The 21066-nt window shown below is 69.3% G+C and carries 19 protein-coding genes and 3 tRNA genes; 18 read left to right on the top strand and 4 right to left on the bottom strand.

What is annotated here, in order from left to right:
* Positions 1-13: 13 nt before the first annotated feature.
* Positions 14-730, bottom strand: a complete 717-nt coding sequence (locus tag ABJF88_09670) for a hypothetical protein (GenBank protein ID MEP0547188.1) — start codon at positions 728-730, stop codon at positions 14-16.
* 198 nt (positions 731-928) lie between these two features.
* On the opposite strand from ABJF88_09670, the gene ABJF88_09665 reads away from it, so the two are divergent.
* The 6 genes from ABJF88_09665 (at position 929) to ABJF88_09640 (ending at position 5492) form a co-directional block, all read left to right on the top strand.
* The gene (locus tag ABJF88_09665; protein MEP0547187.1) at positions 929-2200 is read left to right on the top strand and encodes an ABC transporter permease; all 1272 of its coding nucleotides are present in this window, start codon (positions 929-931) and stop codon (positions 2198-2200) included.
* Between the two features lie 147 nt (positions 2201-2347).
* Positions 2348-3280 carry a tetratricopeptide repeat protein gene (locus tag ABJF88_09660; GenBank protein ID MEP0547186.1) on the top strand — a complete coding sequence of 311 codons (933 nt, stop codon included), beginning with the start codon at positions 2348-2350 and terminating at the stop codon, positions 3278-3280.
* Between the two features lie 161 nt (positions 3281-3441).
* Positions 3442-4680 (top strand): hypothetical protein, encoded by a 1239-nt coding sequence (locus ABJF88_09655; GenBank protein MEP0547185.1) that lies wholly within the window; start codon positions 3442-3444, stop codon positions 4678-4680.
* Positions 4681-4819: 139 nt separating this feature from the next.
* The gene (rpmB, locus tag ABJF88_09650) at positions 4820-5056 is read left to right on the top strand and encodes a 50S ribosomal protein L28 (GenBank protein ID MEP0547184.1); all 237 of its coding nucleotides are present in this window, start codon (positions 4820-4822) and stop codon (positions 5054-5056) included.
* A gap of 50 nt (positions 5057-5106) precedes the next feature.
* The gene (gene rpmG / locus ABJF88_09645; GenBank protein ID MEP0547183.1) at positions 5107-5277 is read left to right on the top strand and encodes a 50S ribosomal protein L33; all 171 of its coding nucleotides are present in this window, start codon (positions 5107-5109) and stop codon (positions 5275-5277) included.
* Positions 5278-5318: 41 nt separating this feature from the next.
* Entirely contained in the window at positions 5319-5492 is a 174-nt protein-coding gene (locus tag ABJF88_09640; GenBank protein MEP0547182.1) for a hypothetical protein, read from the top strand.
* Between the two features lie 74 nt (positions 5493-5566).
* Here ABJF88_09640 and ABJF88_09635 read toward each other — a convergent pair whose 3' ends face one another.
* On the bottom strand, positions 5567-6037 hold the full coding sequence (locus ABJF88_09635) for a hypothetical protein (GenBank protein ID MEP0547181.1): 471 nt from the start codon (positions 6035-6037) through the stop codon (positions 5567-5569).
* A 105-nt stretch (positions 6038-6142) separates the two neighbouring features.
* Here ABJF88_09635 and ABJF88_09630 point away from each other — a divergent pair.
* The 3 genes from ABJF88_09630 to ABJF88_09620 all read left to right on the top strand — a co-directional run bounded on the left by ABJF88_09630 (position 6143) and on the right by ABJF88_09620 (position 6449).
* A tRNA-Pro gene (locus ABJF88_09630) sits at positions 6143-6216 on the top strand.
* A gap of 35 nt (positions 6217-6251) precedes the next feature.
* Positions 6252-6325: transfer RNA gene (locus ABJF88_09625), tRNA-Arg, on the top strand.
* A gap of 50 nt (positions 6326-6375) precedes the next feature.
* Positions 6376-6449, top strand: a tRNA-Cys gene (locus ABJF88_09620).
* A 63-nt stretch (positions 6450-6512) separates the two neighbouring features.
* Here ABJF88_09620 and ABJF88_09615 read toward each other — a convergent pair.
* Entirely contained in the window at positions 6513-7019 is a 507-nt protein-coding gene (locus ABJF88_09615; GenBank protein ID MEP0547180.1) for a hypothetical protein, read from the bottom strand.
* A 366-nt stretch (positions 7020-7385) separates the two neighbouring features.
* Here ABJF88_09615 and ABJF88_09610 point away from each other — a divergent pair, with 366 nt between their 5' ends.
* The 9 genes from ABJF88_09610 to ABJF88_09570 all read left to right on the top strand — a co-directional run bounded on the left by ABJF88_09610 (position 7386) and on the right by ABJF88_09570 (position 18338).
* On the top strand, positions 7386-9038 hold the full coding sequence (locus ABJF88_09610; protein MEP0547179.1) for a DEAD/DEAH box helicase: 1653 nt from the start codon (positions 7386-7388) through the stop codon (positions 9036-9038).
* A 109-nt stretch (positions 9039-9147) separates the two neighbouring features.
* Positions 9148-9792, top strand: coding sequence for a hypothetical protein (locus ABJF88_09605; GenBank protein ID MEP0547178.1), 645 nt, complete (start codon positions 9148-9150; stop codon positions 9790-9792).
* Positions 9793-9874: 82 nt separating this feature from the next.
* A complete protein-coding gene (locus tag ABJF88_09600; protein MEP0547177.1) occupies positions 9875-10867 on the top strand; it encodes a DNA-formamidopyrimidine glycosylase family protein in 993 nt (330 codons plus the stop codon).
* Complete coding sequence (locus tag ABJF88_09595; GenBank protein ID MEP0547176.1) at positions 10860-12554, top strand: ATP-dependent DNA ligase; 1695 nt, start codon at positions 10860-10862, stop codon at positions 12552-12554. The genes ABJF88_09600 and ABJF88_09595 overlap by 8 nt, the downstream gene beginning before the upstream one ends.
* 216 nt (positions 12555-12770) lie before the next feature.
* Positions 12771-13880 carry a phosphoesterase gene (locus ABJF88_09590; GenBank protein ID MEP0547175.1) on the top strand — a complete coding sequence of 370 codons (1110 nt, stop codon included), beginning with the start codon at positions 12771-12773 and terminating at the stop codon, positions 13878-13880.
* On the top strand, positions 13873-14682 hold the full coding sequence (locus ABJF88_09585; GenBank protein MEP0547174.1) for a DNA-formamidopyrimidine glycosylase family protein: 810 nt from the start codon (positions 13873-13875) through the stop codon (positions 14680-14682). Before ABJF88_09590 ends, ABJF88_09585 begins: the two co-directional genes overlap by 8 nt.
* A 97-nt stretch (positions 14683-14779) precedes the next feature.
* The gene (locus tag ABJF88_09580; protein ID MEP0547173.1) at positions 14780-15148 is read left to right on the top strand and encodes a hypothetical protein; all 369 of its coding nucleotides are present in this window, start codon (positions 14780-14782) and stop codon (positions 15146-15148) included.
* Between the two features lie 140 nt (positions 15149-15288).
* Positions 15289-17637: a TonB-dependent receptor gene (locus ABJF88_09575; GenBank protein ID MEP0547172.1), complete on the top strand. Its 2349-nt coding sequence runs from the start codon at positions 15289-15291 to the stop codon at positions 17635-17637.
* A gap of 92 nt (positions 17638-17729) precedes the next feature.
* A complete protein-coding gene (locus ABJF88_09570) occupies positions 17730-18338 on the top strand; it encodes a hypothetical protein (GenBank protein ID MEP0547171.1) in 609 nt (202 codons plus the stop codon).
* A 97-nt stretch (positions 18339-18435) separates the two neighbouring features.
* Here ABJF88_09570 and dnaB read toward each other — a convergent pair whose 3' ends face one another.
* Positions 18436-21057: a replicative DNA helicase gene (dnaB, locus tag ABJF88_09565; GenBank protein MEP0547170.1), complete on the bottom strand. Its 2622-nt coding sequence runs from the start codon at positions 21055-21057 to the stop codon at positions 18436-18438.
* Positions 21058-21066 lie beyond the last annotated feature (9 nt).

Here is a 21066-nt window from a genome sequence, read left to right as displayed (position 1 = left end):
CCGATGGCCCCGCTCAGAAGAGGCGGACGAGGTGGAGGCTGACGACGGGCGTCCCGAAGAAGTGCTGCGTCGGGCTCTCGACTTCGGGCCGCGGCTCCAGCAGTTCGACGGCTTCGAAGAAATAGGCCGCCATGTAGCCGATCCGGACGCCCTGCGTGGCGCGGCGGCTCTCGCCGAAGTAGGCCCCGAACGCGAGCGTCCCACCGACGCCGACGCGGAAGCTCCCGTCGCCGAGCCCGCTGAGCACGCCGAGCTTCCGCTCGTCGGTGTCGCGGAGGCCGTTGCCGTTCTCGTCGTCGAAGTACGGCCACTGGAACCCGAGGGCCGGCCCGCCGAGGAGTTGCGCGAACGGGCGGAAGCCGTCCTCGACGGCGTCGCGGAACAGCCGCCGCTCCAGCCCGGCGTAGACCGGGGCCATGAGGAAGTTGCTCCGCTTGAACGGCACGACGGTGTCGCCGAAGAAGCCGACGAAGAACTCCTGCTCGCGCTCGTCTTTGCCCGACCCGATGCTGGCCTCGACGACGAACGACGTGGTTTCGCCGAGGGCCTGCCGGTAGACGCCGCCGAGCCCGAACCCGTAGTTCGTGAGCAGGATCGTCGCGCCGACGCCGGTGCCGTAGTGGGCGGGGCCCTCGGGTTCCGGAGGGTCGAGCACAGGCTGTGCCTGCGCGATCCCGCCACACAGCGCGAGGGCGAGGAGGGAAAGAAGGAGCGAGGCGAGGCAGCGCATGCCGAGGGCGGAGAGCGGTGCCGGGCCTACCCGACGGCACGGCGTTTTGTTCGAGCGGCACGGCGTTTCGCCCCCGGCGCGGCGGTGGCCAGAACGGTTGCGCGGAAGCCTTTGGCGTAGCTTCGGCCTTCGTACGGACGCGCCGTGCCGTGCAGACGCGACATGTCGCGTCTCTACCGTTGACGATCCCCCATCTCGTTGGACTACCGCTTCCTCATCGCCCGGCGCTACCTCGCCACCTCGCGCCGCGTCACGCTCGTCTCCGTCATCAGCGGGCTCTCGGTGGCGGGCGTCGCGCTCGGCGTGACGGCGCTGATCGTCGTGCTGAGCGTGATGAACGGGTTTTACGACATCGTCCGCGACCTCCTCGTCTCGTTCGACCCGCACGTCCGCATCGAGTCGGTGGAAGGCCGCGGGCTGACGGAGGCGGACTCGCTGCTGCGCGTCGTCGCGGGGTTCGAGCACGTCGAGTCGGCGGCGGCGTACGTCGAGGGGAAGGCCCTCCTGACGTATGCCGGCGCACCGGACGAGACGCAGGTCGTCGTCGTGCGGGGCGTCGAAGCGAGCGCATTCGCCGACAGCCTCGGGCAGAGCGGGGCGGCGGCCTCGACCACGTCAGGCCAGTTCGACCTTGCGCGGCGGGACGAGCAGGCGGGCATCGTGCTCGGCGCGAGCCTCGGGCTGCGGCTCGGGCTCTACCCCGGCCTCGACGACGCGACGGGCAGCCGCGTCGCGCTCCTCTCCGCCCCCGGCATCGAGCGCATGCTGACGCAGCCGCTCGGGCTGCCGCCGCTCCAGCCCTTCGCCGTGCGCGGGCTCTACGAGCTGGAGCCGGTCTACGACGCCAGCCACGTCTTCATCGAACTCGGCGAAGCGCAGCGGCTCTTCCGCATGCCCGGCCAGGTCAGCGGCATCGAACTCCGGCTCGACGATCTTGAAAACGCCGAGGCGGTCAAAGCCGCGCTCGAACGGCAACTCGATCCCGAGCGGCTCCGCGTGCAGACGTGGTACGACCTCCAGCGCTCGCTCTACGACGTGATGCGATTGGAGAAGTGGGGCGCGTCGTTCGTGCTCGCGCTCATCATCGTCGTCGCTGCGTTCAACATTGTCGGGAGCCTGACGATGATCGTGATCGAGAAGCGGCGCGACCTCGGCGCGTTGCAGGCGATGGGCGCGTCGCGCGGTGACATCCGGCGGATCTTCTTGCTCGAAGGCCTCCTCGTCGGCGTCGTCGGTAGCGGGCTCGGGCTCGTGCTCGGGCTCGGGCTCGCCCTTGCGCAGCAGCACTTTGGCCTCGTCCCACTCGCCGGCGCCGAGTCGTTCATCATCGACGCGTACCCCGTCGCGGTGCGCCCGTGGGACGTAGTGCTGATCGTAGCGGTGGCCGTCGGGCTGTGCGCGGCGGCGGCGCTCTACCCCGCGGCACGGGCCTCGGCCGTGGAGCCGGCGCAGGCCGTGCGCGGCGGCTGAGCGCGGGCGGTGCCGGCCGTAGGCTCGGGACACGAGTGCGTTACAAATCGGCAGGCTGAGCGGGAGCGGCTACGGATCCCGCCTCCGGGTTCGATACCTGGAGGGACCGCTCTCCGGTCACCGAACCCCCGTCCTTACCCGAGAATCATGCTACGAATCCCCCACGCTCTGGGCGTCGCCGGCCTCGCCGCCGCGCTCGTCATGGCCGGCTGCAACGTGCTCGACGCGGCCTACGAAGAGGGCGGCAGCGTCGAGAACCTGATCGAAGACGCCGCCCACGCCCGCACCAACCAAGATTTCGAGCGGGCCGAGACCCTGCTCCGGCAAGCGTTCGAGCAGGCGCCGGAGAACCCCGTCGTCCGGCTCGACCTCGCCTCGACGCTCATGCAGGGCGAGGCGCTCAACCTGCTCGATCTCGAAGCCGTGACGAGCTACCTCCTCGACGCGATCGAGGCCGAGGGCGGGCAGGCGCGCGGTGCGCAGGCCGACACGTGCACGTGGGATTCGGACGAGCCGACGCGGCCCTTCAACCCCCGCGCCGCCGAGGGGTACGACGAGTTCGCTGGCGCCGCGCCGGTCCTCGCCGAAGTCGTCCGCCTCCTCAACAGCCCGGCCTCGCCGACGTCGCGGCCGGTGCTCCCCGCCGGGCTCAGCGAGCTCGACCCGTGCACGGTCGTGCAAGGCGGAGCGCTCGCGCACGACCGCGACGCCCTGCTCGCCGACCTCCACGACCACTTCGGCGGTAACGCCCGCCGTGTCAACGCGGCGCTCACGATGAACGCCGTGGCGCTCACACTCGGGGCGTATCTCGGCATCTTTGAGTCTCCAGAGGTCCCCGTCGACTGGTTCCTCGTCGGGGAGTCGGGCGATGCCCGCGTCGGCTTCTGCACGGGCAGCGAGAACATCGTCTCGTTCGAGGAGAACATCCACACCAACCTCGACGCGATCGCCGAGGCGTTCTTCTCGCTCGACCTGCTCATTTACAACGGTGGCAATGCCGAGATGCAGGTGTATCTGGACGAAGCGCTGGATCTCTACTCGACGTTCGAGGGCAGCTTCGACGGTTTCTGCGGGGGCTGAGCTAAAGGCTGCACCTCCGGGTGCTGATAATTCGGGGGCGGCGTGTCGCAATTTGACGGCGCCGCCCCTACTTTATTGTTATAAACAAGCCACGTAGCAGGGCCGCGATGGACTCTCGCTCTACCCCGCCGCGCCTCCGGCCGTCCCAATCGACCAGCCTCATGAAGAACGCCGCGCTCCGCCTCGCCCTCCTCCTCACCCTCGCCGCGATGCTCGGGGCGCCTGCACAGGCGCAGCGATACGAGCAATACGCCCGCACGATCGTCCCGTCGTCCCAGGTGCTCGCGATGGGCGGGGCTGGGGTCGCGTTTGCCGGGCCAGAAACGGCTTTCTTCTACAACCCGGCGCACTTCGCCCAACTCGGCATCATCCGGCCACGCATCGAGATCCTCGGCGTGCGGGGCGAGCTGAGCACGAAGTTCTTCGACGACCTCGACTTCTTCCGCGACCGCGTGGAGCCCGCCTTCGACGAGGGCGTGGAGCTGCCGCTAACGCCGGAGAACCGTGACCTCTTCCAAGACGCCTTCGAACGTGGGCGGCAGCCGACGGCAGGGGGCGCGGCCGTACTGCTGCCTTCGGTGATGGTGGCGCTCGGGCCGTACGGCGTCGGCGCGGGCCTCTTCGGGAGCAATACCTCGCAGTACCGATACGAGGACAACGGGAGCGGCATCCCCATCTTCGACGTCTTCAGCCAGCTCGACGCGATGGCCGTGGTTGCAGGCGGCGGGACGATCCCGAACACGAACCTATCCGTTGGCCTCGCCGGGAAGTACGCGCGGCGGTACATCGGGTACAAGAACGAAGACTTCCTTGCTATCGACCCCGACAACGAGAAGGTCTACATCATCAACGGCTCCACGGTCAGCTTCGACCTCGGCCTCCAGTACACCGACGCCGTGCGCACGCTGCCCGGCTCGCTCGACTTCGGCCTCGCCGTCTACGACGTCGTCGGCGGTAGCTTCGACTACGACCTCTACGAGTCCATCGAGTTGACGGGCGAGGGCGAGGACGACATGCAAGAAGTCGAGCAGATCCTGGCTGACTTCGAGGACCGCGACGGGACGCCGACGTTCCGCGTCGGCACGTCGTACTGGGTGCCGACGATCGCGACGTTCCCCATCCTCACCGATCTCGGTGCGGCGCTGGACTACGTGAGCGCCAACACCTCGGAATCGAGCCAGCCGTTCCTCTCGAAGTTCCGCCTCGGTGGGCAGGCCGTCGTCGCGAACGTAGTCGCGCTGCGGGCGGGCATCAGCCAGGGCTATCCGACGTTCGGAACGGGGATCGAGACGCCGTTCTTCCGGCTCGACTACGTGTTCTACGGCGTCGAAGACGGCCGGCTACCGGGACAACTCGAGCGCTACAACCACCTGGTGCAGGTCCGCTTCGGGCTGTTCTAGCGGCGGAGGCGTGTCGCCTTAACCTGAAATCTGCACGATCCTGTGCTTTTCGTGGCCCGCGGCGTTTGCGTACGCCGCGGGCCATGTGCTACCTTTCTGTTCTGCAATCGCACAACCACTCTACGTCGGGACCTCCACGATGGCTCGCAAAGATCAGATTACCGGCAAGGGCCCGATGTCGGGCAACCACGTCTCGCACTCCAACAACAAGGTGCGGCGGCGCTTCAACGTGAACCTCCAGAAGAAGCGCTTCTACATCCCCGAAGAAGATCGGTGGGTGACGCTGCGCGTGTCGGCGCAGACGATCAAGACGATCAACAAGAAGGGCATCTCGGCCGTTCTCAAGGAAGCCCGTCAGCAGGGCATGCTCGTTTGAGAACGCGTCCCTCGGGAACGCCCCCGCTCACCGCTTAACTAGAAGCAACCATGGCTAAGGGCAAAGACGTCCGCCACCAGATCACGCTCGAGTGCACGGAGGCCCCCGGGACTTCGCGCTACTCCACGACGAAGAACCGCCGGAACACCACGGGCCGGATGGAACTGAAGAAGTACAACCCGGTTCTCCGCAAGCACACGCTCCACCGCGAGATCAAGTAACCCCGAGCGCGCTCTCCGCGCTCTACTAACGCACTCCTCCGATGGCGAAAAAAGTATCGAAGAACCAGCGCACGAACCGCGGGGCCGATATCGGCCACCGCAACATGGCGAAGGTGATCCTGGCGTCCAAGAAGCAGAACGGTCACTACGAGTTCCGCCAGAAGATGGTCGAGGCCTCGCAGGTCCAGGACGAGCTGAAGGCCGCTCGCTCCTAAGCGTACCCGCGCCTCCCACGCTACAGGGTCAGCCTCCGTCGGGGGCTGGCCCTTTGTGTTATGCCCGGCCGCCGCTACCGCCGTCGCGCCATGTGCAGCAGGCTTTCGAACCGGGCTGCTGTCGGAAAGAACACAAGGGCGAAGCCGAAGAACGGTACCACGAAGAGGAGGTTGATCAGCTCGCCCGTCAGCAACGTTGCGATGCACGCGACGAAGGCGGCGGCTTCGAGAACGGCGAGTGAGATGATACCCGCTGTGCGGACGGCGCCGGCGACCTCCTGAGAGGTCCCTTTCGTCGGGAGGCGGTCTATCATCCGACGCTGCACCGAGAACGCGACGATGAGGGCCACGATGCTGAAGCCAGCCGCGAGGTAGAAATAGACGGCGGCATTGTCGGTGACCGTCGGGACGGAGCCGGAGACGGTGAGCCCGCCCATGACGGCCGTCATGAGCGCCACGCCTGTCACGAGCGCGATCCAGATGATCTGGTTGAGGCGGAGGTCGGCCGCGTATTGCTTCGGGTCGGGAGGGGGCGAGGCGTCCATGGCGGAAGATAGGGTGCGGGCGGAAATGCGAAGGAGGCGTGTTGGGGCCGGGCGAGGGGGCAGTGTATATTGCGCGCCCGCCGGTCGCGTGTGACGGGTGGAATTCGGGGCGTAGCTCAGCCCGGTAGAGCGCTGCCTTTGGGAGGCAGAAGTCGTCGGTTCGAATCCGGCCGCCCCGACCCTCCGGCCATGGCCCGTACCTGCGTACGCATCGGCGCCCGTAGCTCAGCTGGATAGAGCAGCGGTCTTCTAAACCGCCGGTCGCAGGTTCGAGTCCTGCCGGGCGCGCTGAGTCTCCGCAGAACCTTCGCGGAGAGGGGATGTATCTTTGAGGCGCTGGTGACGTGGCCGAGTGGCTAGGCAGAGGCCTGCAAAGCCTCGTACGGCGGTTCGAGTCCGCCCGTCACCTCCAGTATAAAGAGAGCCCCGGTGCCGCTTAGCACCGGGGCTCTCTTTGTGAGCCTAGACACCGCTTCTACTCTTCCCAGCGGATCTCGACGCGCGAGGATAGCGTGTCGGTCATGTTCTCGAACGTGTACGTCGTGGCGAACCCGGCGGCAGCGAACTCCCGCAGGGTAAAACGCGACGTCGTCGCGACGGGCGTGAGGCCGCTTTCGTCCTCGTCGTAGAGCGCGATGTAGTACGAGGCGTCGAAGTCGGTGACTTCGGGGCGCGGGAGGAAGCTCCAGCGGAGAGGTAGGTCGGCCCGCGAGAGGTCGGCGAAGGTCTCGCTCCGTCGTACCTCCTGATCGTTAGCGTCCATGAGAACAAAGACGGCGTCGGGGCCGGAGGTCTCGTCCCAGGCGCGGCCGGCGTCGTCGGCGAAGGGCATGGCCTCCTGCACGTACTCCGTCAGGAGCGCGCGGGTGTAGTTCGGGCCGGGGTCCGCCGTGTCGCACGCCGTAAGCGTGAGGATCGAGGCGAGGAGGGCGATCGTGGCGACCACCGGGAAGCGGTTGGGGAAGATCACGGGGGGGTGCATGAGACGAACGGTTGGGGGAGTGGGGTGGGGTAGCGTTCGTATCGGCCTGTAAAATCAGGCTGTAAGGTGTGGATAGGAAAAGCGCCACTACTGCGGCATATTGGCACGAAGGCGCTACAGATGCGGGGGACTGTCAGCGCTCCGTTTCTTCTACGAGTCGTCATATGGGCCCTGCATCCGAGGGGGCCGTGGCGGGTATGATGAGGCTGCTCCACCTTATTACAGGGCCGCCCGGCTCGCATGAGTCGGGCGTTTTGGTTCCAACAGGGAGACTCACGCGTGCGAACACGGGTCGGCTGTTGACTACGCCATTGCGGCGCTCGGAAGAGCGCGCCCCGGTTTCCTCACGTACCCACGAGTATCCCCTTGACTTCTTCGTTTTCGCAGTTCGATCTGCACCCCAACGTGGTGCAGACCGTGGCCGACCTCGGCTACACCCAACCCACCCCGATCCAGTCCGCGCTCATCCCCGTGATGCGCAGTGGGCAGGACGTGATCGGGCAGGCCCAGACGGGCACCGGCAAAACCGCCGCCTTCGCCCTCCCCACCCTCAGCGGCATCGACGTCGGCACGGGTCGCGTGCAGGCGCTCGTGCTCGTTCCGACGCGTGAGCTCGCCACCCAGGTGGCCAGCGCCGTGTTCACCTACGGCCGCACGCTCGGCGTGCAGGTGCTGCCCATCTTCGGCGGCCAGTCGTACACCCGCCAGATCAACCGGCTCCGCAAGGGCGTCGACGTCGTCGTTGGCACGCCGGGCCGGCTGCTCGACCTCATCAATCAGGGCGCGCTCGACCTCAGCGGCGTCCAAGTGGTCGTGCTCGACGAGGCCGACGAGATGCTCTCGATGGGCTTCAGCGAAGACCTCGCGGCGATCCTCGAAGCCACGCCCGCCGACCGGCAGACAGTGTGCATGTCGGCCACGCTGCCCCACGGCGTCCGCAAGCTCGCCAAGCAGTACATGCGCGACCCGCAGACGTGCGAGGTCGGCACGAAGCAGAAGACGGCGGCGCAGATCGAGGAGCGCTACTACACGATGCACGGCGGCGACAAGACGGCCGGGCTCGCGCGGCTGCTCGAAGCCGAAACGGTGGAGAGCGCGCTCGTCTTCGCCCGGACGCGGGCCGGGACGGTCACCCTCGCCAACCAGCTCGCGGCGCGTGGCTACGCCGCCGAAGCCATCAACGGCGAGATGTCGCAGCCGGCTCGTGAGGCCGTGCTCGACAAGTTCCGGCAGGGCCGCCTCTCGATCCTCGTCGGCACCGACGTGGCGGCGCGCGGGCTCGACATCGACCACATCTCGCACGTATTCAACTACGACCTCCCGCGCGATCCCGAGGTCTACGTCCACCGCGTCGGGCGGACGGGCCGCGCCGGCAAGTCGGGCGTGGCGATCTCGCTCGTGACGCCGGGCCAGCGGCGCGAGCTGCAGAAGATCGAGGCGTACACGAAGCAGCGGATGACGGCGAGCACGCTCCCGACGGCCGAGCAGATCGCCGAGCAGCGTGAAGCGCAATTCGTCGAGCGCGTGACCGCGCAGCTCGACAGCGGGGCGACCGAGCGCGAGCGGAAGCTCGTGACGGCACTCATCGCCGAGGGCCGGGACCCGATGGACGTGGCCGCCGCCGCCCTCGCCCTCGTCCGCGCCGACGAGAAAGCGCCCGTGCCCGAAACCATCGCCGCCGCCGATTTCCAATCGCACCGCAACGCCGCGCCGAAGGGCAAGCGGAAGGAATGGAAGGAGCGGCCCGACCGCGCTCCGCGCCCCGTCGAGCCGACCTCGCACGAGGACGGAATGGTGCGGCTCTCCATCGACGCCGGGCTGAGCCGGAACGTGCGGCCCTCGCAGGTCGTGAGCGCGCTCGCGCGCACGGCGAACGTCCCCGGCAAGGCCATCGGCAAGATCAGCGTGCAGCACAAGCAGACGTTCGTCGACGTGCCCGAGCAGTTCGTCTCGCAAGTGCTCGCGCAGACCGAGGGCTACCGCTTCGGCAAGCACGTCGTCGCCGTCGAGCTCGCCTGATCGGAAGGTCATTAAGTCCAGCGCCCACTCCGCCGCGCGCGGGGTGGGCGCTGTCGCGTCGCGGCGGCGCTGACGCAGCGGTGGCAGCGCGGGGCGCGAGCTTACGGGCATGTCCGACGCCCGTATCTACCTCTGCTCGTACTGGCCGCTGTGCAAAACCTCCGGCGGGCGCAAAGCCGTGCTGAAATACAGCCTGCCGCCGTTCGTCAACGGCCTCAGTCGCCGCGAGCCCGACTTCGAGCACCCCGTCCCCGCGATCACGGCGAGCAGTCGGGGCCGCAACTTCGCGCCCCGTCTCCGGCCCGGCGACACCGTCGTCTACACGACGACGAAGGGGCGGTGGGGCGAGGTCCGGTTCCCGCACTGGCGGCTCGTCGCCGTGCTCGAAATCGCTGAGCGGTTCGAGACGCACGCCGACGCGGCGGCCTGGTACCGGGCGCAGGGGCTCCGCCTGCCGAGCAACTGCGTCGTCGATGGGAATCCGCCGCTGCCCGTTCCGCTCACGCTCCACCACGGGCGGCTCCACGACGACGCATGGGACGCCGTCTGCATCGAACGTGCCGCGGCCGTCGGGACCCTCCTCGCCTGCACGCCGCGCCTGCTCGACCTCCACGACCCCGCCGTCGTCACGCAGGACGACCTCCTCGCCATCTTCGGCTCGGTCCCGAATACGCGGACGCCGCCCGAGATCACCGACGCCGCCCTTGACCACCTGCTCGATCTCGCAGAGCGTCCGCAGCGGAGGGCAGCATAAGCTGGACACCGGCGGTTAGCCGAACCGGCAACGAGTTCGGCGGTTCGATCCGTCCCCTCTCCCGGTCTGCCCCTCTCCCGTCATGCCCGAAGGTCCCGAAGTCCGCCGCGCGGCGGACCGCCTCCACGCCGCCCTCGCCGGTAAGCCCATCGAAGCCGTCGGCGCGCGGACGAAGGCGGCGAAGGCGTGGTTGAAAACGCACGAGGCCGAGATCGTCGGCCGCCGCGTCGAGCGCGTGACGGCCCACGGGAAGCACCTCCTCGGCGAGATCGAGGGTGGCTACTTCTTCCACTCGCACTTCCTGATGTGGGGGAGGTGGCTCGTCGTCGACCCCGGCGACGAGGCTGTCGCGACCCGCGACCGGCGCGAGCGAGCGCGGATCGTCGTCGCTGATGCCGCCGCGCTGCTCTACTCCGCGCCGAAGTTCGACATCGGACCGGGCGATCCGTACGATGCGCTCCCGCACCTCCGCCGCCTCGGGCCCGACGTGCTCGACGAGCCGTTCGACGCGGCCGACTTCCTCCTCCGCCTCGACGCCGACTTGGAGCGGACGCTCGGCGCTGTGCTCCTCGATCAGAGCGTCGCCGCCGGGATCGGGAACTACCTCCGCGCCGAGATCCTGTGGGCCTGCCGCATCGATCCGTGGCGGCTCGTCGGCGAACTCGACGGGGACGAGCGCGCGTGCCTCGCCGAGGAGGTCCCGCGCGTCTGCCGCCTCGCCTACGAAGCGGGCGGGCGGACGGTGTCCGAAGCCGAGCAGGCCGAGATGCAGGCGGACCGCGACCTCCGCTACTCCCCGTTCGCGAAGGACTTCAACACGCGCCACGCCGTCTTCCGCCGTACGAACCTCCCGTGCCTCCGCTGCGACGACTACGTCCGTCAGCAGCACCAGCTCACGCGCGAGTGGACCGACGACGAGACGGGCGAGACCGTCGAGAAGAAGCGGATCATCTATTTCTGCCCGACTTGCCAGGGCACGTCGATCGACCTGCGCCCGCCGAACCCGCACCGCGACCGCCGCCCGCCTGACAGCGAGTGGACCGAGGAGCCCGAGCCCGAGGACGCCGATGCCTGAGTCCGCCCCGTTCCACGACTTCGCCGCGACCGCCGCCGCGATCGCTGCCCTCGCCGGCCGCAACGACAAAGCCGACCGGCTCGGCGCGTACCTCGGCGCGCTCGACGACGCCGACCTCGGCCGCGCGGCCCGGTGGATCGCGGCCCGCCCGTTCCCGCTCAGCGATCAACGGACGGTCAACGTCGGCCACGCGGCGCTGCTAAATGCCGTCGCGGCCGTCGCGGGCACGACGCGCGATGAACTCCGGCCCCGCCTCGTCCGCCTCGGCGACCCCGGCGATGTCGCCGCCGAGGCGTTCGCCGAACGCGCTCCCGCACAGCCCCGGCTCTCGCTCGACGACGTGGCGGTGTTTCTCGCCGACCTCGCGGGCACGCGGGGAACGAAAGCGAAGACGACGAAAGTCGAAGCCGTCCTCCGCCGCGCCGATGCAGCCGAGGCGCAGTACCTCGTCAAGCTCCTCGCGGGCGAGCTGCGGATCGGGCTGAAAGAGGGCGGCGTCGAATCGGCGCTCGGCCGGGCCTACGGCCACACCGTCGGCGCGGTGCAGCGGGCGAACATGCTCACCGGCGACCTCGGCGAGACCGCGCTCCTCGCCCGGCACGACCGGCTCGGCACGGCCGCGATGCGGCTCTTTCACCCGCTCGGGTTCATGCTCGCCACGGCGGCCGAGACGAACGAGGACGTGGCGCGGCAACTCCCCGAACGCTTCGCCGTCGAGGACAAGTTCGACGGCATCCGCGCGCAGGCCCACGTCGCGCCCGAAGGGGGCGATGCCTCGCTGCACGGCGTCGCGCACGGTGCTGCGCGCGTCGCCCTCTTCTCGCGCACGCTCGACGCCGTCACCCCGTCGTTCCCCGACCTCGTCGGCCCGCTCGCCGACGCCGTGCCCGGCGGGGTGATCCTCGACGGCGAGATCGTCCCCGTGGACGCGGAGGGCGCGGCGATCCGGCCGTTTCAGGCGCTCCAAAAACGGCTCGGGCGGAAGACTGTCAGCCCCGCGATGCAGGCCGAGGTGCCCGTCGCCTACGTCGTCTACGACGCGCTCTTCTTCGATGGCGACGTCCTCCTCGACGTGTCGTACGAAGAGCGGCAGCGCCGGCTCGACGCCCTCGGGCTCGGGGACGACGGCCCGCTCCGCCGCTCCCGCGTCCAGATTTTCGATGGCATCGAGCAACTCGACGACGCCTTCGACGCGGCACGCGCGCGGGGCAACGAGGGGCTGATGGTGAAGGCGCTCGGCTCGACGTACAAACCCGGCCGGCGCGGACGCGACTGGCTGAAGGTGAAGCGCGCGCTCGGCACGCTCGACTGCGTCGTCACGTCCGTCGAGGTCGGGAGTGGGCGGCGCAACAAGCTGCTTTCCGACTTCACGTTTGCCGTCCGCGCGGCTGAGGACGACGACACGCTCCTCAACGTCGGCAAGGCGTACTCCGGACTGACCGACGCCGAACTCGCCGCCCTCACCGAGTGGTTCCGCGAACACACGTTGCAAACCTTCGCGCACGGCCGCGTCCGCCTCGTCGAGCCCCGCGTCGTGATCGAGGTGGCCTTCGACCGGGTGCAGGTCTCGAAGCGGCACAAGAGCGGCTACGCGCTCCGCTTCCCGCGCATCGTCCGCCTCCGCGAAGACAAGCCCGTGGACGAGATCGACACGCTCGACGCCGTCCGCCACCTCGCCGACGCATGATGACGATGCGCTGCCCATCACACCCTGTCATCCTGAGCGAAGGCCACAGGCCGCAGTCGAAGGATCTTTACGGGGAAGCCCCGCAGTCTGTCGAAGCCATGCCCGACCAGATGGGCTTCACCGAGCCCTTTGGGGTTCTTCGACTCCACTCCGTTCCGCTCAGGATGACGGAGTGGAACGGTCGGAGTACTACGGGCTTCTCGCAATGACAGCAGAATGGAGGACGCCGTGACCTTCGCCGACCATCTCGCCGCCGCCCGCGCGACGTTTCGCGCATGGCTCAGCGCTCGCGATCGCACCGCCCGACTCGTCGTGTTCTGCCACTTCGACGCCGACGGGCTCGCTGCCGGTGCGCTCTTCGGGCGCGGGCTCGCGCGACTCGGGTTCGAGGACGTGCACGTCGTCCCGTCCGGCCGGTTCGAGAATGCGTTCTTCTCCGATTCGGCGAAGGACCGACTGCGGGCGCTCGACGCCGCCGCGCTCGTCGTCACCGACCTCGGCGTGAACGCCGCCGGCGTGCTCCCCGAGGCGCCGACGCTGTACGTCGATCACCACCGGCCCGAGGGCGAACCGGCGGGCGCCGTCATCACCGGCTACGCGTGGGACCCGATCCCGTGCTCGGCGTGGCTCGCCTTCGACCTGCTTGACGCCGAGACGGACAGCCTGCCCCGCTCCGGCGGGGTGGACGACCTGCTGTGGATCGCCGCCATCGGCGTGCTCTCCGACCTCGGCGACAACGCCCCGTGGCCGCGCCTCGCCGAGGCCAAAAAGCGCTACACGGCGAAGTGGCTGAAGGAGGCCGTCGTGCTCACGAATGCCGCCCGCCGCGCCTCGACGTTCGACCCCGAGACGCCGCTGCACCTGCTGATGACGGGCGACGGACCGAAAGCGCTCAGCGAAGGGCCGGGCAGCGAGCGGCTCGCGGTGTATCGCAAAGAAGTCAACGCGGAAATGGCTGAGGCGCGGAAGGCCGCGCCGGTCTTCTCCGAGACCGAGCCGTTCGCGCTCGTCCGGCTCGATTCCGCCTGTCAGGTCCACCCGCTCATCGCGCAGCAGTGGCGCGGCCGGCTCCCGAAGTACGCCGTGATCGCCGCGAACACCGGCTACCGGCCGGGCCTCGTGGCGTTCTCGACACGGACGGCGCGGGCCGACCTCATCCTCCCCGAGATCTTCCAGTCGGTGGACGTGGGCGACGCCTACGCCGATGACTTCGGGCACGGCCACGACGCGGCCTCGGGCGGCCACCTCCCACCGCCCGTCTTCAACGACCTCCTCGACGCGCTTGGCTTTCCCGCCGTGGCGCACGTCCCCGAGTCCGATGGCTGAAGGCCACGCCGTGATCCGGTGGAAGCGCCGCCTCGACCCCATCGTCGACGAGCCGCTCCGTGACATCAAAATGCCGAAGCGGTGGGGCGAGCGGCCGCAGTCGCTCCTCGGCGAGCGGATCGCCGACATCGAAACGCACGGGAAACACCTGCTGATCAACCTCTCGACGGGGGAGACGCTGCACTGCCACGGCGCGCAATACGGCTCGTGGCAGGTCGGCGAGCGCCCGCTCGACCTGCGGAAAGAGGAGAAGCACGTCCGCCTCCGCCTCGCCAGCGACGCGCACGAAGCCGTGTTCTTCCACGGCCCGACCGTCGAGCTGCTGACGCCGGAGGAACGGGCGATGCACGAGCGGCTCAACAGCCTCGGCCCCGACGTGATGGCTGGTACGCCGGAGCACTCCACGTTCGACCGCGACGAGGCCGCGCGCCGCGTCGCCGCCGAGGGCGAGAAGCCGATCGGGCCGGTCGTGCTCGATCAGCGGGTGATGGCGGGCGTCGGCAACATCTACAAATCGGAGGGCCTCTTCCTCGCCGGGATCGACCCGCGCCGGCCGGCTTCGTCCGTGTCGCGCGAAGAACTCGACCGGTTCTGGGACGCCGTGATCCCGCTGATGTGGGAGGGGACGGAGACGTGGGGGCGGACGAAAACGACGCCGCTGGAGCTCCGCGAGCGCGGCATCCCGCGGTGGGTGTACCAGCGGAAGGGGAAGCCGTGCGTCACGTGCGCTACCCCAGTCGAGCTCGTCCGCCTGCCGCCGTACGATCGGGCGACGTACCTCTGCCCACGTTGCCAAGCGTGACGACCGCGGCGAGTGGCAAAAACGCGACGCCCTTCGGAGGGCCGCGCAACACGATCGTATCTTCAGAGTTGTAGCCCCGAACCTCACGCTCCGCGTCATGGGCCGTTTCCACCGCATCAGCGCCGTCTTCGCGCTCCTCGCCTTCGCGGCGGGCGGGCTCGTCGGCCCTGCGGTGCACCGCGCGGAGCACGGGCTCGAGCACGAGGAGACCCGCCGGCACATCGCTGCGCAGACCGACCACGTCCACGTCGAGGGCGTCGCCGTCTTCTCCGTCTCGCTCGAAGGGCTCGGCGGCGAGCACGTGCCCTGTGCGCTGTGCCTGCCGACGAAGCACTGGCGCGCGCCGGTGCCGAACGCGCTGCCGGGGCTCATAAACGATCGGTCGTTCGCGCCGCAGCGCCCCGTCGCCCCGGCGACGGTCGTCCTCGCGCTACTCCCCATCCGGGGTCCCCCGGCCGTCGCGTAGGAACGCCCTCGTTCCTCAGCGAGCCGCCGCGCTCGCCCCGACGGTCACTGGATCTCGCACGCGCGTCCGCGTGCGGTCACGTCCGGCATTCCGCAGCGCCGTAGTGCGCGGTCGCGGTGCCGGACCCCCGGACATTCCCCATGCGGAGTACCCTGCTTTTTGTTCTCGTTCTCGCCGCGCTCCCCGCGGCGCACGCCCAAACGCTCACCGGCCGCGTCGCGGACCCCGGCGGCGCACCGCTGCCCGGCGTCAACGTCGCCGTCCCGGCGCTCGACCGGGGGACGATCACGGACGCGAGCGGACAGTTCGCGCTCCCCGCTTTGCCAGCCGATACGCTCACGGTCCTGTTCAGCTTCGTCGGCTACGAGCGGGCGGAGCGGGTGGTCGACCTGACGGCGGGCGACGCTGCGCTCGACGTCGTGCTGCGCGAGACCATCGAGGCGCTGGAGGCCGTGACGGTGCGGGAGGACCGGGCGCGCGAAGCCCTCGCCCGGGCACCGCAGTCCGTCGCCGTGCTCGAAGCCGAGGAGCTAGACGCCCTGCGCGGGCAAACGCTCGGGCAGACGCTCAAACGGCTGCCGGGCGTTACGACGCTTTCGACCGGCCCAAGCATCCAAAAACCCGTGATTCGCGGACTCCACTCCGACCGCGTAATCGTCGTCAACGATGGGATCCCGCAGGAGGGGCAGCAGTGGGGCGCCGAGCACGCTCCCGAGATCGACCCGTTCTCAGGCGCGCGGATCGAGGTCGTGCGCGGGGCGGCGGGCGTCGAGTACGGCGCGGGCGCGATCGGCGGCGTCGTGCGGATCGAGGACGAGGCGCTGCCGGTCGAGCCGGGGTGGGGCGGGCAGGCGACCGTCAACGCGTTCTCGAGCAGCGCGCAGGCGGCGGGTTCGCTCGAACTCGAAGGCAGCCCGACGGCCGTGCCGGGGCTCGGCGTCCGCGTGCAGGGCAGCCTCCGCCGCGCGGGCGACACCCGGACGCCGGACTACGTCCTCGGCAACACGGCGTTCTTCGAGCGCAGCGCCGAGGTCGCCGTCGGCTACACGCGCGGGGCCGTCGAGCTCGAAGCCCACGCGAGCCACTTCGGGACCGACCTCGGGGTGTACCGCGGCGCGCACTTCAACACGTTCGAGGCGCTCGACGCCGTGTTCGAGGCCGGCCGGCCGCCGGTGGAGTACGCGTTCGATTACGCCATCGACGCGCCGAAGCAGGAGATCGCGCACGACATCGTCGCGCTCCGCGGCCGGGTCGATCTCGGCGAAGGCGCGCGCGCCGAGGTGCAGTACGGCTTCCAGCAGAACCGCCGCAAGGAGTTCGACGCCGACCGCATCGGCGGGCGCGACCCGCTGGCCCGGCCCGCATTCGACCTCGAACTCCTCACCCACACGCTCGACACGAAGGTGCAGACGCGGACGGGGCGTGCGTTCGGCGGCGATGCGTTCGGCGTCGTCGGGTTGAGCGGGATGACGCAGGGCAACCGGTCCGCGATCGGCTACCTCATCCCCAACTTCCGCTCGTACACCGGCGGGGCGTGGGCGCGCGGGACGTGGGCCCGCGGCCCGCTCACGCTCGAAACCGGCGGCCGGCTCGACGGGCACTGGCAGCGGGCGTATCCCCGCGCTGCCGGCGACCGCGGCGACTTCGTCGAGACGACGCGGACGTGGACGGGCGCCTCCGGCGCGGTCGGGGCGATCTGGGCGTTCGCGCCGACGTGGTCGCTCGCCGCGAACGGGTCGGCGGCGTGGCGCCCGCCGAGCGTGAACGAGCTCTACAGCTACGGCATCCACCACGGCACGGCGCAGTTCGAGATCGGCACGCCCGGTCTCGGCCCCGAGACGAGCCTCGGCCTCGATGCGACGCTGCGCCACGCGACGAATCGTACGTCCTTCGAGCTCAGCGCCTACGCAACGCGGATCGTCGACTACCTCTACCTCGACCCGACCGGCGAGATCGTCGTCACCGTGCGCGGCGTCTTCCCCGAGTTCCGCCACGCGCAGACCGACGCGCGCCTCCTCGGCTTCGACGGCGCGGCGAGCCACGCGCTCGGCCGGTTCCGATTCGGTGCGACGGCCGCCGTCGTTCACGGCACCGACACCGACGCCGATCAGCCGCTGCTTCAGATGCCCGCCGACCGGCTCGGGCTTTCGGCGGCGTATCGGCTGCCTGCATTCGGCGCGGTGCGCGGCGCGGAGGTCGAGTTTGGCGCGACGCTAGTGCGGCGGCAGGACCGCTACCCGACGCAGACGAGCGCCGAGGGCGAGGTCGTGCCTGTCGACTACCGCCCGCCGCCCGACGGCTACGCGCTCTTCCGCGTGGGCGTCGAGGGCGCGCTCGCGCTCGCGGGCACGCCCGTCCGCTTCTCCCTCACCGTTGAGAACCTCCTCGACACGGCGTACCGCGACTACCTCAGCCGGTATCGCTACTTCGCCCACGACCCCGGCCGCAACGTGGTCCTGCGCCTGCAGGTCCCGCTCGGCGGATCGTGACGCGCCCTATGTCCATCGCGCCGTGTACGAGCGCAGCACGCTGCGCCCCTATGACTCCTTCTGCATCACCAACCACCCAAACCCTCATCGCCATGAACCGTTTCCCCCGCTTCCTCCCGGCCTTCGCGGCCGCCCTGCTCCTGACCTTCTCCGCCTGTGACTCCAACGAGCCCGATCCCATCGACGGCGGCGGCGAGGCCGAAGTCATCACGCTCGTCCGCCTCAGCCTCACCCCGCAGGGCGGGGGCGCGGCCTTTACCGCCGACGCGACGTTCGACGAGGCCGGCGTGCTCCAGAATGCCGAGATGCTCAACCTCCAGGCCGGCACGACCTACGACGTGGCGATCGACCTCCAGAACACGACCGTGACCCCGCCGGAGAGCATCACCGCCGAGATCCGCGATGAGGAGCCGGAGGCGCACCGCTTCTTCTACGTGCCGGAGGGCGACGTGGCCAACGCCCTCGCGGTCTCGGGCCTCGACACTGACCCCAACGGCGACCCGCTCGGGCTCACGTTCAGTCTTGCCGTGAGCGCGGGGAGCGAGGGCGAGAGCGGGACGTTCCGCGTCAAACTCCGGCACTACGAGGAGGACGCCAACCTCCCCGCCGATAAGCAGAACGATACGGCGGCAGCGCCCGACGTGCCGGGCGTGGTCGATACGGATGTGGACGTCGTGTTCCCCGTCTCCATCGACGACTGAGCTACGGGTTTGATACCACGAGAGCCGGCGCTGTCCGGGGGCAGCACCGGCTCTCGCGTATCGTCGTCGGGCGGCTGAGCGCGCCGGACGCGGGAGGTCAGAAGGGCGCGTCGCCGGGGGGCGGCAGTTCCTCGTAGTCGTCGTAGCCCGCGCCGTAGCCGCCGGGGTTGCCGGGGAGCGGTGGCGGCGAGGCGTTGAACGCGTAGCCCGGGTCGTTGCCGTAGTACGTCGTGAGGTTCTCGAAGCGGGCGTACTGGTTCACGAAGGCGAGGCGGACGTTCCCGATCGGCCCGTTGCGCTGCTTGCCGATGATGATCTCGCCGAGGCCCGCGGTGGAGTTGCCGTTCTCATCTTGGGTGATGCCGTAGCGCTCGGCGCGGTAGATGAACGCGACCACGTCGGCGTCCTGCTCGATCGAGCCGGACTCGCGGAGGTCGGAGAGCTGGGGGCGTTTGTCGCCGCCGCGCGTCTCCACGGCGCGCGAGAGCTGGGCGAGGGCAATGACCGGCACGTCGATCTCCTTCGCGAGCGCCTTGAGCGAGCGCGAGATCTGCGCGATCTCCTGCTCGCGGTTGGCGTTGCGCGAGTCCTTCGTGCCGTGCATGAGCTGGAGGTAGTCCACGATCACGAGGCCGATGTCGTGCTCGGCCTTGAGCCGCCGGCACTTCGCCCGGAGTTCGAGGATGCCCAGCCCCGGCGTGTCGTCGACGAAGATCTTCGCCGCTTCGAGCCGGCCGGCGGCGCGGGCGAGGAGCGGCCAGTCCTCGTCGGTCAGCCGCCCCGTCCGCGCCTTCTGCGCGTCAATCCGCGCCTCGGACGTGAGCATCCGCTGGGCGAGCTGGTTCGCGCTCATCTCGAGCGAGAAGATGGCGACGCCGACGCCGTACTGCGGGTGCGTCGCCGCGTTCATCGCCGTCGCGAGGCTGAAGGCCGTGTTGTGCGTGACGGTCCCATCTTCGAGCAGGAAGAGATGGTTGCCGTCAAGCGTGAACCCGTAATAGTCGTCCATGACGTCGGGCTCGACGGTGACACCGGTGACGGTCCAGTCCCGTCGATCCGTCCACGGCTCGGCCTTCTTCCGGTCGATGCGCACGGGGATCGCATCGACGTCGCCGTTGAAGCGGACGCGCCACACGGTGCTCTCGGCTCCGGTCTGGCATCGCGCCGTCTTCGACTTCAGCGAAGTCCGATAGCCGAGCGTGTCGCAGAGCGACTTGATCTGCTGGGCGAGCCGCTCGCTCTTTTGTGTGATCTCGTAGGTCCCGCCGTGGCCCTTGTTGCAGTGCCCATCGCTGTCGACGAGCCCGGCGAGGAGTTGGAGCCGGTTCGTCGTCGAGTTGGCGAGGTAGGCGTGGGGGATGTGCTTGTCGCCGAGCACGCCGAGTTCGCGCAGCGCGGCCTGCAACGAGGTCTCGCGGTGTGCGAGCGAGCGCCCACCCGTGATGAGATACGCGGGGCAGGGCCGGTCCGTATCGCTCACGCTGACACCGACGCCCTGCGCCTCGGCGTATTCGTACAGGTATGCGACGACCTCTTCGTCCGTGTTGTAGATCCGTGCGTTATCCGACTTGCCATCGCCGAGCCAAATGCCAAGGAGGTACGGGTCGACGGGGAGCGGCTGCTCGGCGAACTCGATGGCGACTTTGTACCCCTTGTGATCGTTCTGCCACTTCGCCGAGCGGGCGAGGTAGTCGCGGACGGAGAGATTCGTGACGCTCCCGCGCGGCTCACGCCCTTCGCTGCGGCTCTTCTTGAGCGAGAGGACGTGGCTCTCGTTGACGCGGTAGTCCATCCCGTGCTTCTGGCGGACCCAATACATCATCTCGCGCCCCCGTGCGACCGAGAGCACGCGGCGCGGGGTCGAGTCGTCGCCCATGAGGAGGTCGCCTGCCTGCACGTTCTCGACCGCCTGCATCGTCCCGTCGAACATCATAACGCGCGTGCCCTTGCCGAGGCACTTCCCCATCGAGGGGCGGGCGGCGATGATGATGAGGTCGGACTTCTGCCAGCCGCCGGTCATGTCGTCGAGCGCGTGGAAGCCGGAGGGGACGCCGGTGATGCCGCCGTCGCGGTGGCTGAGCGCTTCGAGCTGCTTGAACGTCTCCATCACGACCTCGCTCATCGAGCGCGAGCCCTTGCGGAGCTGGCTCTCGGAGATCTGGAAGATGTCGCGCTCGGCGCGGTCGAGCAGGTCGAAGGCGTCGGTGCCGGGGTCGTAGGCCTCGCCGACGGTCGTCGTCATCGTCTCGATCATCTGCCGGAGCAGGCTCTTCTCGGCGATGATGCGGGCGTGGTACTCGACGTTGGCGGCGCTCGCGACGCGCGTCGTCAGCTCGGAGAGGTAGTAGCCGCCGATGTTCTCGAAGTCGCCGCGCCGCTTGAGTTCTTCCGTCAGCGTGATGAGGTCGACGGGGTTGCCGCGCTCGAAGAGGCCGAGGATGGCCTGGTAGATCCGCTGGTGGCGGCCGTCGTAGAACGCCTCGGAAGGCAGGATCTCGATGGCCTTCGGGATCGCCTCGCGCTCGATGAGCATCGCGCCGAGGACGGACTGCTCGACGTCGACGGCCTGGGGCGGGACGCGCCCCGCCTGCTCGTGGAGGGCGACGACATTCGCGCGGCTCCGGCCGCCGCTGCGCTGGCTCGTGAACTTGCTGAGGGGGAACGTGCCGCCTTCCTCGATGCGGATGGGGCGCTGCTGGGGTCCGTCCTGTTCGGCCATGGGGGAGCG

This window comes from Rhodothermales bacterium (genome assembly GCA_039944855.1).
Taxonomy (GTDB): Bacteria; Bacteroidota; Rhodothermia; order Rhodothermales; family JANQRZ01; genus JBBSMX01.
Note: the sequence above shows the minus strand (reverse complement) of the source record. Positions and strands in the feature narration are given on the sequence as shown.